General features: G+C 28.5%; 15 protein-coding genes. 1 reads left to right on the top strand and 14 read right to left on the bottom strand.

Annotation, left to right across the window (positions count from 1 at the left end; all coding sequences use genetic code 11):
* Positions 1–2 precede the first annotated feature (2 nt).
* From AC1RRN_RS13245 to AC1RRN_RS13220, 6 genes are all read right to left on the bottom strand, one after another.
* The gene (locus AC1RRN_RS13245) at positions 3–536 is read right to left on the bottom strand and encodes an acyltransferase (protein ID WP_492967736.1); all 534 of its coding nucleotides are present in this window, start codon (positions 534–536) and stop codon (positions 3–5) included.
* A gap of 83 nt (positions 537–619) precedes the next feature.
* Positions 620–1,720, bottom strand: a complete 1,101-nt coding sequence (gene wecB / locus AC1RRN_RS13240; RefSeq protein WP_492967735.1) for a non-hydrolyzing UDP-N-acetylglucosamine 2-epimerase — start codon at positions 1,718–1,720, stop codon at positions 620–622.
* Positions 1,720–2,643 (bottom strand): glycosyltransferase family 2 protein, encoded by a 924-nt coding sequence (locus AC1RRN_RS13235; RefSeq protein WP_492967734.1) that lies wholly within the window; start codon positions 2,641–2,643, stop codon positions 1,720–1,722. Before AC1RRN_RS13235 ends, wecB begins: the two co-directional genes overlap by 1 nt.
* Positions 2,640–3,647, bottom strand: coding sequence for a glycosyltransferase family 2 protein (locus AC1RRN_RS13230; RefSeq protein WP_492967733.1), 1,008 nt, complete (start codon positions 3,645–3,647; stop codon positions 2,640–2,642). Before AC1RRN_RS13230 ends, AC1RRN_RS13235 begins: the two co-directional genes overlap by 4 nt.
* Positions 3,647–4,888 (bottom strand): glycosyltransferase, encoded by a 1,242-nt coding sequence (locus tag AC1RRN_RS13225; protein ID WP_492967732.1) that lies wholly within the window; start codon positions 4,886–4,888, stop codon positions 3,647–3,649. The genes AC1RRN_RS13230 and AC1RRN_RS13225 overlap by 1 nt, the downstream gene beginning before the upstream one ends.
* Complete coding sequence (locus tag AC1RRN_RS13220) at positions 4,885–6,000, bottom strand: glycosyltransferase family 2 protein (protein ID WP_492967731.1); 1,116 nt, start codon at positions 5,998–6,000, stop codon at positions 4,885–4,887. Before AC1RRN_RS13220 ends, AC1RRN_RS13225 begins: the two co-directional genes overlap by 4 nt.
* A gap of 24 nt (positions 6,001–6,024) precedes the next feature.
* Here AC1RRN_RS13220 and AC1RRN_RS13215 point away from each other — a divergent pair, with 24 nt between their 5' ends.
* On the top strand, positions 6,025–6,978 hold the full coding sequence (locus AC1RRN_RS13215) for a beta-1,6-N-acetylglucosaminyltransferase (RefSeq protein WP_492967730.1): 954 nt from the start codon (positions 6,025–6,027) through the stop codon (positions 6,976–6,978).
* On the opposite strand, the gene AC1RRN_RS13210 is transcribed toward AC1RRN_RS13215, so the two are convergent.
* The 8 genes from AC1RRN_RS13210 to AC1RRN_RS13175 all read right to left on the bottom strand — a co-directional run bounded on the left by AC1RRN_RS13210 (position 6,971) and on the right by AC1RRN_RS13175 (position 14,380).
* Positions 6,971–7,909 carry a glycosyltransferase family 2 protein gene (locus tag AC1RRN_RS13210; protein WP_492967729.1) on the bottom strand — a complete coding sequence of 313 codons (939 nt, stop codon included), beginning with the start codon at positions 7,907–7,909 and terminating at the stop codon, positions 6,971–6,973. The two genes, AC1RRN_RS13215 and AC1RRN_RS13210, sit on opposite strands and share 8 nt — an antisense overlap.
* Before the next feature lie 2 nt (positions 7,910–7,911).
* Positions 7,912–9,027 (bottom strand): glycosyltransferase, encoded by a 1,116-nt coding sequence (locus tag AC1RRN_RS13205; protein ID WP_492967728.1) that lies wholly within the window; start codon positions 9,025–9,027, stop codon positions 7,912–7,914.
* A gap of 5 nt (positions 9,028–9,032) precedes the next feature.
* Positions 9,033–9,992 (bottom strand): glycosyltransferase family 2 protein, encoded by a 960-nt coding sequence (locus AC1RRN_RS13200; RefSeq protein WP_492967727.1) that lies wholly within the window; start codon positions 9,990–9,992, stop codon positions 9,033–9,035.
* Between the two features lie 211 nt (positions 9,993–10,203).
* Positions 10,204–11,334, bottom strand: a complete 1,131-nt coding sequence (gene rffA / locus AC1RRN_RS13195; protein WP_492967726.1) for a dTDP-4-amino-4,6-dideoxygalactose transaminase — start codon at positions 11,332–11,334, stop codon at positions 10,204–10,206.
* 8 nt (positions 11,335–11,342) lie between these two features.
* Positions 11,343–12,350: a ketoacyl-ACP synthase III gene (locus tag AC1RRN_RS13190; RefSeq protein WP_492967725.1), complete on the bottom strand. Its 1,008-nt coding sequence runs from the start codon at positions 12,348–12,350 to the stop codon at positions 11,343–11,345.
* A gap of 181 nt (positions 12,351–12,531) precedes the next feature.
* Positions 12,532–13,590, bottom strand: coding sequence for a 3-oxoacyl-ACP synthase III family protein (locus AC1RRN_RS13185; RefSeq protein ID WP_492967724.1), 1,059 nt, complete (start codon positions 13,588–13,590; stop codon positions 12,532–12,534).
* 9 nt (positions 13,591–13,599) lie between these two features.
* Positions 13,600–14,145, bottom strand: coding sequence for a hypothetical protein (locus tag AC1RRN_RS13180; protein ID WP_492967723.1), 546 nt, complete (start codon positions 14,143–14,145; stop codon positions 13,600–13,602).
* A 1-nt stretch (position 14,146) separates the two neighbouring features.
* The gene (locus AC1RRN_RS13175; RefSeq protein ID WP_492967722.1) at positions 14,147–14,380 is read right to left on the bottom strand and encodes a phosphopantetheine-binding protein; all 234 of its coding nucleotides are present in this window, start codon (positions 14,378–14,380) and stop codon (positions 14,147–14,149) included.

The following is a 14,380-nucleotide window of genomic DNA, read 5'->3' as shown; positions in this document are numbered from 1 at the left end:
TGTTACCAATTTATTCTCCAATCAACATCTTGTTTTACTACTACAGCAGGATTACCTGCAATGATAGTTTTATTCTCTAAAAAACTCTTTGTTATCACACTTCCTAAGCCAATTAAGTTTTCGCTTTCTATAAATACTCCAGGCGCAAAACATGAAGCTGACCCAATATAAATGTCGTTTTTAATTTTAATTGATAAATCTTTGGTTTTTAATTTTGTATAAATGGAACCATGTGTCCAAAATTGGCTGCCTTTACCAGCAATCCAGGTGTTATTTCCTATTTCTATATTATGATACAAATCGAAATAATGATTATTTATAATTCTTGAGTTTGTACCAATAGAGAAATTAGCACTTCCTTGAAATACATTCCCAGAATGAATTGAAGTATTTTGTCCTATTGACAATTGATTGCATAAAACTAGATTATTATTTGCAATATAAACATTATCTCCAATTGTTACTTTATTGCAGTTTATTATGACTTTGCCAATTTTGACATTTTTCCCAATAGAGTAACCGAACATCTTTTTCAATAAAAAAATTCTGAATGAGTTAACGGGTATATGCTTTATTGTTTTTAAAAACAAAGATTTTCTTTTCCTCTTATTAAACATAATTAACGACTTAAATAACTGACTATCTTATCTGAAGCATCGCCATTTCCATAAGGATTTCCTAGATTTTCAAAACCTTTAAAATCATTTAAAATTTCCTTTATTTTGCTTATTATTTTATCTTTATCTGTTCCTACCAAAGTTGAAAATCCTGCTGTTACACCTTCGGGCCTTTCAGAAATTTCTCTGGTTACCAAAACAGGTTTTCCTAATGATGGCGCTTCTTCCTGGATACCTCCAGAATCTGTTACAATTAAAAAAGATTGCTGCATTAACCAAACAAAGACAGGATATGAAACAGGAGGAATTAAAAGAATATTTTGTTTGTCAGACAATAAATCATAAACCGTTTTTTTGACATTTGGATTTAAATGAACCGGATATACAATAAAAACATCTTCTCTTTCTGAAATGTCTAAAAGTGCTTCACAAAGATTTTTTAAACCCGATTCAAAGTTTTCTCTTCGATGACCTGTCACTAAAACTATTTTTTTATTTTCAGGAATTTCTTTTTTTAATTTTTCAATTTCGGGATGGCTATAATCCGGTTTACCAATTTTATTTGTTGTCCAAAGTAAGGCATCAATTACGGTATTACCTGTTTGAATAATATCTTCTTTTAGAATTCCTTCAGTTAATAAATTTTCTGTCGCTTCAACTGTTGGTGTAAAATGTAAATCTACTAGTCTACTGGTTATTTGTCTGTTAACTTCTTCCGGAAAAGGTGCTTTTTTATTATAAGTTCGTAGCCCGGCTTCTACATGACCTACTTTAATACCTAAATGGAAAGCTGCTAAAGCTACCATTGAAGAAGTTGTCGTGTCTCCATGTACTAAAACTAAATTTGGAGATGTTTTTCGAAGAACATGATCCATCTTAGATAAGATTAACGCACTTAAATCATTTAAAGATTGATTTGACTGCATTACATCTAAATCAAAATCAGGTTTAATTTCAAAAAAATCTAAAACCTGATCCAGCATTTCACGATGCTGAGCTGTTACACACACAATAACTTCAAAATTTTCTTTTTGAAGCTTATGATATAATGGTGCCATTTTAATGGCTTCTGGACGTGTACCGAAACAAAGTAGAATTTTCATTACTTAAATCTTTTTTTTATTTTATAAATGGGCAAACGTAAAGGATAAGATTGATAAAAAAAGATCCATTTTAAACTTTTAAAAATACTTAAATTCAAAACATTCAATATTCTATTAAACAAATTATACTCTTTGAAACCGATAGAAATAGTAATGAAATATTGAATCAATGAATTTGTAAGTAATTGTTTTTCTTTAAGATTTTGAACGACTAAAACAACTGCATCGGCTTGAGAATTCATTCTGACAGGATTATTTTGAAAAAATTCACCAGTATTTGAATTGTCGTGCTTTCTTCCGTAAAACAAACATTTGTTTATAGAAATACCTTCAAATCCTGAAGATATAATTTTGGAATATAGTTCCCATTCTTCAGCATACATTAAATGTTCTACAAAACGATTCTTTTCAAAACATATTGCTTTCCACATTACGGCGCATGAATTAAACGGTAATTCATGAGTTAAGATTCTTTCAACATCATTTACCCCAACTTTAAATGAAGAATATTCTTTAGAATAATCAAAATTATAATGGAATTCATTAAAAAAAACCTCTCTCTGATATCTACAAAATGCAACTTTATTTTTATTTAATTCAGTAGTACACAATTCTAAATTTTGTGGGTGCACAATATCATCATCATCAAAAAATATGATATAATCACCTTGTGCTAAATCAATTCCGTAATTTCTACATCCAGGTAATCCTTTTGCATAATTTTTAGGCCGTTTTAAAAACTTAAAACGAGAATCTTTATTTAAAACTGGAGTAATAACTTCTAAAGTATTGTCGGTTCCTCCGTCATCAATTATTAAACATTCAAATTCTGAATAGGTTTGATTCTGAATTGACAGTAAAGATTCCAAAATAAAATGGCTTCTATTATAAGTCGCCATTATTATAGTTACTTTTTTTTTCATTTAAAAAAGGAGTACTTTATTAAAGTTTTTATACTGTTTTTATCTAAAAATGGATAATAGTTTTTAAATATGAAAAAACAATACAACTTATTTTTTTTTCTATCAAAATCTGATACCATCAGCATGATTATCTGACTCAAAAAAACTTTTCCGGTTGCTTTTTTATTTTGAAAGTTTTTATTTTTTGAAATTTTTTCTTGAAATTTTTTAATAGTAGAGTAATTTTTTATAATCCACTCAAATTTTATTTGTTGAGAACTTAATATTTTAGTTTGCAGTTCTGAAAAAACTTCAAAATCGTGATCTATGAAATTTCTTGAAAATTCAATATACATAGTTTCTATATTTTTTTTCCAAATAATTTGTTTATCACTAACTGTTTTAATCTGGTTGGTTAAACTATCTTCATGTTTCCTATAATTGTACAAAAACTGATCAAGTTTATAATATTTACTATGTAAGATGGCGCGTAACCAAAAGTCATAATCTTCAATTAAAAATAAAGTTTCATTATAACCATTGTTTTTTTCAAAGACATTTCGTCTATATAAAAAACAAGATCCAATAACATTTCCAAAAATTAAATTTTCTACTCCTAATAACCTAACTTCTCTTATTCTGTTGCCTAAATTATCAATTAAGAAAATATTACTATAAACAATATCTGCTTCATTCTCCAGCAATGCTTTTAAAAGTTTTTCTAAGGCATCAAGCTCATAAAAATTATCATCGCTTGTCCAGGTTATAAAATCTCCACTTGCTTCATTATGACCAATATTTAAACTTGCTGGTAACTTCTTATTTTCAAAATTACTTACAACCTTAATCCTATCATCTTTTTTTGCATATTGGTTAGCAATACTTAAAGTGTTATCAGTAGAACAATCATTTACTATGATTAGCTCGATATTTTTAAAAGTCTGATTGAGGCAACTCTCTATAGATTGAGAGAGATATTTTTCACCATTGTAGACAGGAAGAACAATAGAAATTTTTAAACCCATCATGCTCTAAGTAATTGTAAATATTCTTTTTCCCAAACACTATCAATATAATTTTGTGAAAAATGTTGTTTTATAAAATCTTTTGTATTCATACTCATTTCTATTCTAAGTACAGGATTAGAATATAATAATTTGATTTTTTCTGACACTTCTTGTATATCATATTCTTTACAAATTAATCCCGTTTTTTTATCTTTAATAGTATACTTTACGCCACCCGAATCAAAGGCTACTACTGGCAATCCACAGGCTTGAGCTTCAAGAGTAGCTAATCCCTGCGTTTCTCTCCTTCCATCTCCTAATGCAACAGCCGTTAACACATAAACGTCGTGTTCCCATAATTCCTGTCTAACTTCTAATTGGGATTTTTTCCCTTTCATAAAAACCTTATCTTTAAGTTGACATTTTTCAATTAAATCTTCTAGATTTCTACGCTCTGCCCCCTCACCAATGATTGTCAATGTTACATCTATCCCTTTATTAATTAAATCTGCCACAGCCAAAATACAAAAATCATGACCTTTGACCTTGTCTAAACGACCAACTGTTATTAATTTTAGTGTATGATTAACTGTTTTACTTTCTTTTTTTGGATAAAAAAAATCAGTATCGACACCTACAGGAATAGTTGAAAGTAAATCTTTTGGACAACCTAATTCAATAATTTTATTAGCTAAATAAGAAGTGTTGGCAGTTATTAAATCTGCATACTTAAACAAATTGTCATAATAACCATTATTAGGTATATAACCATTTATAGGAAAAAATGCGTCATGTCCATGAAAAGTAACAATTACTGCGGGTTTAAAACCTGTCTTTTTTAAAATATCTAAAGGTTTAGAATTGGTTCCATATTGAACGTGAAAAAGAGCAACATTCTTAAATCTTTGAAAAAAAAGCCATTGATATAAGTGTGTCAGACTAAATTTAGAAAATTCTTTATAATATTTTACTATAGAGCTTAAATCTGTAAAATTTAATACTAGTAAAACAATCCATTTAATTAAACGTACAAATCTATTTTTTGGAATATTATAATCTTCAATAATTATTTTATCAAGTAAACCATAATCCTTAATTAAAATAGAATTAATTGCTGTATCATTATCAAGAAACTTTCTAATCAATATTTTTACTTCATACCCAAGCTTTATAGCTGTAATAATCTGTGCGACAATAAATGTTTCTGAAAGGTGTGGAAATTCAGGAACTTTAAAAATTATTTTTTTTGACTCATTCATTTTAAGATCCTCTTTCTAATTTCTCGTTCTTTTAATATTAATATAAATAAGAGATCACTCATTGATAACTTAAACAGCATCTTTATTCTCCATTTTTTTGTTATACCTATGGATGTTTTTTTAAAGTAAAGAGAAAAAAGAATTGATCTCTTTATAATTTTCAAAACTTTCTTCAACTCAATTGGAGAATAGATATGAGTTTTGTTATTCAAAAAAATTAATTGATTAAGCCATTTCAAAAATAACTTGAAGTCCTTTAGCTCAATAGTTCTATCCAATAATAACATTTTTGTTATTATTTCATCCGAAAAAACTTCAGTATTATATTGCAACTTTTTAAATAAAAACAATTTTATATCTATGTCTCCTTTTATTTGAGCAGTTTTATAAATCATAGAAACTTGTGACTTATGAACTCTATAATGATACAATACTTCCTGAATATTATAAAACTTTCCAGACCATGCCATCTTTGACCAAAAATCATAATCTTCTACATGCAATTTTGTTTTATCAAACCTGTAATTTGTGATCCATAATCTCTCTAGCATAACGCTACCTAAAGACATTGAACATGACAATAGAAGTCTCGAAACAATTTCATCATGATTTTCTTTGTGGAGTATTAATTTATTTGAATAACCAAACTCTTTAAGCCAGCAACCACAAGCTTTTATATTGGGATTATTTTTTAAAATTTCATATTGTTTTTGAAATCTATCAGGCAAACTAATGTCATCTCCATCCATCCGGGCAATATACTTTCCTTTTGCCTCTTTAAAACCTATATCTAAACTATCTATAAGACCTGTATTTTTAGTTTTTTTTACTATTCTTATTCTTGAATCTTTAATAGATTCTATGACATTAATAGTATTATCAATTGAACAATCATCAATTACAATAATTTCAAAATCTTGAATAGTCTGATTTAAAATAGAATTTATAGCTTCTTTAATATAGGAATCAACATTGTAAACTGGTAGAACAACCGATATAAGAGGAATATTTGAATCATCAATAATTCTACTGTGATTACTCTCTATAGTTTCTTCTATATTACTTTTTGTATCAGGATTAATTAGATTTTTTTTTAAGGAATTAAAATTCATATTTTTGCTTAAACATCAATAATTATGTATATAAATTATATTCTACTAGTTCATAAAAACCCTACTCAGGTTAAGAGATTGATAACAAAATTAAATGATGATAATGTGAACTTTTACATACATGTTGATAAAAATGTAAATATAGATTTTTTTAAAAAACAGATTATAGGGCAAAACATTTTTTTTATTTCAGATAACAAAAGAGAATACGGAATTTGGGGAGACCTTGGAATTGTGAAAGGTACCATTGAGGCCTTAAAACTAATAAACAAACATAACAATAGTGGTTTTTGTGTATTACTAAGTGGTCAAGACTACCCTTTAATGACGAGACAAAAAATAAAACTTTTTTTTACACAAAACATAAATACTATTTTTATGCATATTTTCCCTCTTCCTCATGAAGGATTTGGAAAGTATGGAGGTCTAGACCGAATCAATTTTTACAAAATACAGTTTTCCAAAAACAGGCAAGATTTCATTCAACTAATTCCTTTTTTCAATAAGTTTTTTTTTAATAAAAAAAATTTATTGAACTTCACTAAGTTCTTTAAAATTTCTCCTTTAAAAACCATAAAATTTTTATTCACTAAAAGAACATTACCCGCTAAGTTAAAACCATATTGTGGCGGTCAATGGTGGGCCATTCCTACAAATACTGCTCGAGATATTTTATTGTTTTTAAAAGACAATCCGAATTATATTAAGCAGCATAAATACACATTATTACCGGATGAAATTTTTTTTCAGACTATAATAAAACATTTAGAAAAAAACAATCCCGATTTAAAAACAGAAGTGAGCATTACCTATGTAAATTGGGTAAGAAAGAACACTTCTCTTCCTGTCACATTTACAAACACTACTTATGATCAAAATGAGCTCAAAGAACAATCTAAAACAAAATTATTCGCAAGGAAATTTGACATAGAAACAGATGAAGAAATTCTAGATTGGATAGATGAAAATCTTATTTAATTTTGTTTACTAATTTTTCACCTTTACCAGTAATAAAAACCAACAAATATCCTGTAATCAACAATAGAAGATTTTTAAGCTTATAAAGATGTAAAGTTTCTAAAAGTATTTCAGGCAATAAATTCGAAACATACTTATTTCTCATCAAATAAAAAGAATGATTTATACAACCCTTGAAATAATTCTTTTGCTGGTTTAAATTTAGTTTAGTTTTTAGCTCCTTGTATGTATAAAATTTTGCAAACAGCAAATTTTTATGAAATTCACTTTCAGATTTATGTATGTTATCTTGAATTGAGTTTTCATGCAATCTTCTATAGGTTAAGATTTCATCGATAAATATTCCATTATTAGAAATGCTAAGCATTTTAGCAAAATAGTAATAGTCCTGCCAGGATTTCATTTTCTCAAAAAAGCTAATTTGCGACGCTACCTCTCTAGATAGCATACAATCATAAGTATACCAATGGATATGCCTTATTAAAAATAAAAACAAATCAAAATTATTTTCTGTAAGATTATATTTGTATGGAGATTGAAAGGAATTGTTTGTAAAATTTTGAGTCTTGGAAATAACAAAGTCACATTTAAATGAAACTATAGTATCAAGCTTCTTCTTAATTTTATCTTTATCCATTAAATCATCATCGTCAAACCATTGTATATATTCTCCTTTACTCAATTCAAATCCGTAGTTTCTCGCAGCATTACCTCCGGCCATTCTATTTTTGGGTCTAATGTGGTATTGAAAACGACTGTCTTTTTCTTTATAATAATCAATTATAACTTTACTATTATCTGTACTCCCATCATCTACCACTATGCACTCCCAGTTTTCGTAGGATTGCATAAGTACTGAATTAAGTGTCTCTTCAATCAGATTAGCACGATTATAAGTTGGAATTATGATTGACACAAGAGGATTATTCATCATTATTTTTTAATCGTTCTTTCAATTAAATCATCAATAACATTTAGATATCTCTTTAATGTAAAATCGCTTTTTATTTTCTCTTTTCCTTTATTCCCTAATGCTTTAGCTAATGTTTTATTTTTCAAAAGCACTATCATTTTTTCAGCCATAGCCTCTACATCATGTTCTTCTACTAAAAACCCTGTTTCATTTTCAACAATTACATCGGGAATACCAGCATGTTTTGTCGAAATCACAGGCAATCCAGCAGCACTCGCTTCCAAAATTGCAACCGGAGTTCCTTCCTGATCACCATTTAAGGCAGTAACAGAATGTTGTACAAAAGCCAATCCTTTGGATAAGTATTCCGCAAACTGAGTCCTATCAATGACACCTGGTAACAAAACTGCATCTTGTAGTTTTAATGTTCTTATTAAATTAACACAGACCTCTAGTAATTCTCCATTACCGCCTATAACCAGTTTCGCATCAGGAAATAAATCATGTACTTTTTTAAAGGCTAATATCGTGTAGTAAGGTGCCTTTTTATTTACAAAACGCCCTACTGCAATAAATGTTGAGTTACTAAATTGAGGAACAATATTCAAAAACAAATCATTAGGCCCATAGGTATTGTATATTATTTTTTCTTTGGGACAACCTAATTCAATTAATCGATTTTGCATCGCAAATGAAACTGCAATAATATAAGTGCTGTATTCAAAAACATTTTTATAATAATTACAATTTTTAATTACAGTTTCAATGGAAGCATCATAACCATGAAAATGTGTTATTAAAGGGATATTTAATTTTTTGCAAACATTCACAATTTTATCAGCTGTAGTTCCATACTGTGCTAAAACGACTTGTATTGCGTTCTTTCGAAGTGAATTCATAAAAGCCGTTTCCGAAGCTGAAAGCGTTTTAAATCCTAGTTTACGTTTTATTTTTATTGACCATACAATGGCACGATTACCTAATTTACCAAATCTTTCTAAAAATTGTGGCACTTGACCTCCATAATAATAAAAAACTTCTCCTTTTAGTCCTTCTTTTTGCTCCTGAATAAAGGTTTCGGAGTAGATATTTTGAGAAGGAGAAACTAGAGCTATTCTATTTTTTTGCAATTCCATATAAATTATAATACAAATTTGAATTTCTGTTTAAGCATAGACAATTTAGATTTACTTTGAATATACATCTTTATAAAAGAGAAAAAAGATATATTCTCCAATTTTATATTATAAAAAGATTTTCCCAAAATTGCCCGAAAACTATGCAAATTAAACCATTTAGAATATAACAATTGTTCTGATTGTAAATTCACAATTTGAACTGAGTGCAACAAGGAGCGTATTATTTTTTCTTCAAGCAATCGCATTTTTTTCTTATATAAATCGCTATGATTGCGAGTTATAGATTGATGTTCCCTAAAATAATTCAACGTTTCAGACAGAAAACAAACTTTTGATTTTAAAGCTAACTGTATCCAAAAATACCAGTCTCCACACATTTTCATCTGTATTAAAGATGTTGAAAAAAAAGAATCTTCTACCAATTCTTTTTTAAAAATAACTGCACTTGCATTAGGAATAACATTAAAAAAACTCAAATACTGTTCTACAAATTCTTGCCCTTTTTTTACGAAATCCGTTTCCCATATATTAGGCTGAAATCGATTTGTGTAATTGATTCGATTGTTTAAATAAACTCCATTTTCATTAACATCATTTGTCTGACAGTAAGCAATACCAATTGAAGCATCCTTATTGATATAGTTCATCAATTTTGTTAAAAAAGTCCATTCACAATAATCATCACTTTCGGCAATCCAAATGTATTCGCCTTTAGCCAATTGAATTCCTCTTTGCCATTGTCTAAAGGGACTTCCTGAATTTTCCTTATTAATTATAAAATGTGATACTTTGGGATGATCAATATATTGTTCTAAAACAGTTACACTATTATCGGTGCTTTTATCATCTAGAAGTATGACCTCAAAGTCTTGAAAAGTTTGATTAAATATGCTATCTAATCTTTGAACCAAAAAAGTGGCATGATTGTAATTAGGGATAATTATGGAAACTTTTGGATTCAAATTTTATTATTTTTAAGAATTCGCTAAATTAATTCTTTGTTGAATCATCGCATTTTCAATGATTATGAACAATCTTATATTATCTATTACACTCAAAATCTTAGCAACTTTTAATGTTAAATAAATCATTCATAAAAATTTTACTTTTAGAATTAATTCTAATGCTTAAAAAAATGATTTATAATAATTGTAAATTTCCCTACCCTATTTATTACTCAATAATACAATTTACAATTTTATCAATATCATTTTCACTCAATTCATAGTACATAGGAAGACGTAATAATGTGTCTGTAAAATTATCGGTATTAGCGAGAATTCTGTCATCGTGTTTAGAAGCATAAAAAGAGCTAGAATGTAATGAGATATAGTGAAAAACCGCCAAAATGCCTTGTTTTTTTAATTTTTCTATATATTTAGTTCTTTCTTCCAAATTATCAAGTCTTATGTAAAACATATGACCATTATTAGTTGCATAATCTGGTATTTCGGGCATTTTTATGTTTAAAATATCTGCTTCACCTTTTAATCTTTCATAATAGTATTGCCAAAGACGTTTGCGTTTTTTTTGTATTATTTCTAAATTTTCGAGTTGCGCCCAAAGAAAAGCGGCAATAATTTCAGATGGCAAGAAACTAGATCCAGTATCTACCCAGCCATATTTATTTATTTCACCTCGAAAAAATTGCGCCCTGTTTGTTCCTTTTTCCCAGATTATTTCTGCCCTTTCTGTAAATCGTTTGTCATTAATTGCGATCATTCCTCCTTCTCCTGAAATTATATTTTTGGTTTCGTGAAAAGAAAATGCGGCCATATGTCCAATAGACCCTAAAGGTCTTTTTACTCCGTCTCTACCAATATAAAAACTATCAATGGCCTGTGCAGCGTCTTCGATAACCAAAACATTATATTTACTGGCCAATTCCATTATTTTGTCCATATCACAGGCAACACCAGCGTAATGTATAGGCACTATTGCTTTTGTTTTTGGAGTAATTAAAGCTTCAATATTGTCTGCATCAATATTTGGATTATCAGAATAAGAATCTGCAAAAATAATTTTTGCCCCTTGTCTCACAAAAGCCAATGCGGTTGAAACAAAGGTGTAACTTGGTACAATTACTTCGTCACCTTCTTTAATATTAGCCAAAATTGCAGCCATTTCCAGAGCATCGGTACAAGATGTTGTTAACAATGCTTTTTTGAAACCATATTTTGTTTCGAAATATTGTTGACATTTATTCGTAAACATTCCATTTCCTGAAATCTTGCCAGAATGGACAGCTTGCTCTATATATTTTAATTCACTGCCTATTAAGAATGGCTTATTAAAAGGAATCATTTATTGTATTATAAAATTTTTATTATTGTTCCTGCCCATGAATAGCCCACTCCAAAACCAGCCAACAAAACATTATTATTTTGCTTTAACTTTTTTTCTTTTTGAGCATAATACAAAGCAATTGGAATAGTCGAAGAAACAGTGTTTCCACAATTATCTAAATGAATATAAAATTTTTCATTTTGTATTTTACATTTCTTTTTTAAAGTATCAAGCATAAATTTATTTGCCTGATGCAAAATAAATAAATCAATATTTTCTTTAAGCAAATTATTCTTTTGAATTGTGGTATCAATCAATTTAGGAACCGATTCTAATGTAAACAAAAAAATTTCTTGTCCGTTCATATATAAATAATCATCAGAATGATAATTCCCATACTCATCTAAAAAAGCTTCTTCATTGGTTTTCTTATTTTTTAAGCCTCCATTTCTAACAATTAGATTGTCTGCTCCTTTTCCGTCTGTACCGTATTCAAAACTACCAATTTCAGCAAAACCACCTTCAGAAGAGATTAATGTTGCTGTTGCTGCATCTCCAAAAATAGTTTTATTGCTTTTATCTTTTGGATGAATAAATTTACTGTAGGTTTCTGATGTTATAAAAAGAATATTTTTAGCCTGATCAGAAAAAATCAAACCTTTTGCCAGCCCAATTCCATAAACAAAACCGGAGCATCCTAAGTTTATATCAAAAGCACCAATGGACGTTTTTAATCCTAATTTTTCTTGGATTACACAAGCAGTTGTTGGTAAAAAATAATCAGGACTTTGAGTGCAGAGTATTAAATAATCAATTGTCGATTTATCAATATTATGTTCTTTAAATAATTTTTCAGCTGCTTTTACTGCCATGTCTCCAGATGTTTCATTTTCTGCAGCAATAAATCTGGAATTAATACCTGTTTTTTCAGCTATTTTATTAATACTCCATTCTGGAAATTCTTTTTCAATTACATCATTACTTAACTCATAATTTGGTAAGTAATACGAAATAGCCTTTATATGTGATTTCATTTTAAAAAGGAAATTATTCTTGTTTTTTTTAAATAAGGCTTGTGTTGATAAATATGTTTCTCACAGTCTTTTAAAATTATAATCTCTAATAATAATTTATTATTGAACATCATTAGGATCTACTTTTAAAATTCCAATAGTCAAAATTATTTTGTTTTCAAGAGAAAAAGTAAACTTTTTATTAAATTTCTATTAAATCAAGTACTGCTAAATTTTCTGTGGTGAGATAACAACTTCCCCAGGACAGCCCTACACCGAAACCACAAAGCAAAAGTTTATTTTCATCATTTCGTAATTGATTCTTTAATTCAGTTACCATTGTAATTGGGATTGATGCAGAACTTGTATTCCCAAATTTATCTAATGAGTAAGGAACTTTTTCTTTTTCTAATTTTAACTTTTTACGAATCATTTCGTTCATCATTTTATTAGCCTGATGAAAAATTGCAAAATCTATTTCTTCAATATTTATGTCCGTAAAAGCGAATAATTCCTTTACTGACTTTGGTGCTTGTGTAATTCCAAAGCTAAATACGTCCATTCCATCTAAGGACAATTCACATTGATTCCTTTTAATTCCTTCTCCATAATCAACGATTTCAAGAGAATTTTCATTAAATGGTTTTCTAGAACCTCCATCATTTACAATTATAGATTTATAACCGGATCCGTCAGAACCAAGGTTAAAATGCATCATAGAATTAATTTCTTTTCTTTCGAGAATTGATGCTGAGGCTGCATCTCCAAAAAGTAGTGCTGTACTTTTATCATTATTCCCAACAATTTTGCTAAGTGTGTCTCCACAAATAAGCAATCCTTTTTTTATAGCCGGATTTTGCATATACGAAGCAATAGTACTTAATCCGTATATAAAGCCCGAACAGCCTAATGGCAAATCAAAAGCTAAACATGCATTTGACAATCCTAATCTGTCTTGAATAATTGGAGCAGTATTTGGGATATTTGCATAATCAGGTGTTTGAGATACAAAAACTAAAATGTCGATATCGTTTTTATCAATATCCATTTCTAAAATTAATTTTTGTGCTGCTTCAAATCCTAAATCAGATGTTGTAGTTGTTTGATTGGCGGCTCTATATTCTGAAATACCAGTAGTTGAAACAAATTTACTTATATCTTCTTTAGAAAAAAAAACGTTATCAAGATTGTTTTTTTTTGTTTTGGGTACAGCAACTGCTATTCCTGTCAAAGCTACATTTTGGATGCTAAAATTAGCCATAATCTTATCCTAGTTAATCTCTAAATACTTAATAAGTCTGCTTATTTTTTTATTCGTGTAAAAATCTTCTTTTGTCAACATTAATTCGAAACTAATTGAATCTGTTTCTAAATTAAGAATTTTAAATCCCATTTGTTGATTAAAGACCAAAGCTTTTTTATTAGATTTTAAAACATGACATTTTAAAATCTCCAGCTTTAGTATTTCAAAAGCAAAGTTTATTATTCCAATAGATCCGCGCATTGAGCTGTCGGATTCCCATACATTACTGCTACTTAAAAAAACTCCTGATTCTCCTATTCCTTTCTGGAAATCTACATCCTTAATATTGTACATGCCAAATGGAATTTGATTCATGTAAGTAACAAAATAATAATTTGTTTCTTTGTCTAATTGATTAAACCAGATTTCTTGTTGTTGTGGAGTAATAATTTCCTGATATTGCATAAACAAACGGACATCATTAGAATTTCTCCAGCCCCTTACCATTTCTAAATTCTCTTGAGATAGTGGCTTAAAAATAACTCCAAACTTAGAAAATTCAGAAATTTTCATTTTATTTTAAACTTATTTTATCAAAAAGATCTTTTACGGTAGTTGACGTTCTAATATCATCTCCGGAAAGTTTGATATCATATTCATCGTCTACCATCGCAATAACTATTAATGCCATTAATGAACTCCACTCTTCCAAATCTCTAAATTTTGTTTCTGCGGTAATACTTCCTACCTCAGCTTGATCTAATAACAATTCGAAATCTTGAATAAATTTTGTAATTTCTAAATTCAT

The sequence above is a fragment of the Flavobacterium sp. GW821-FHT11G01 genome (genome assembly GCF_058808175.1).
The sequence above is the reverse complement of the archived record's forward strand: the minus strand, read 5'-3'. Positions and strand labels throughout refer to the sequence as shown.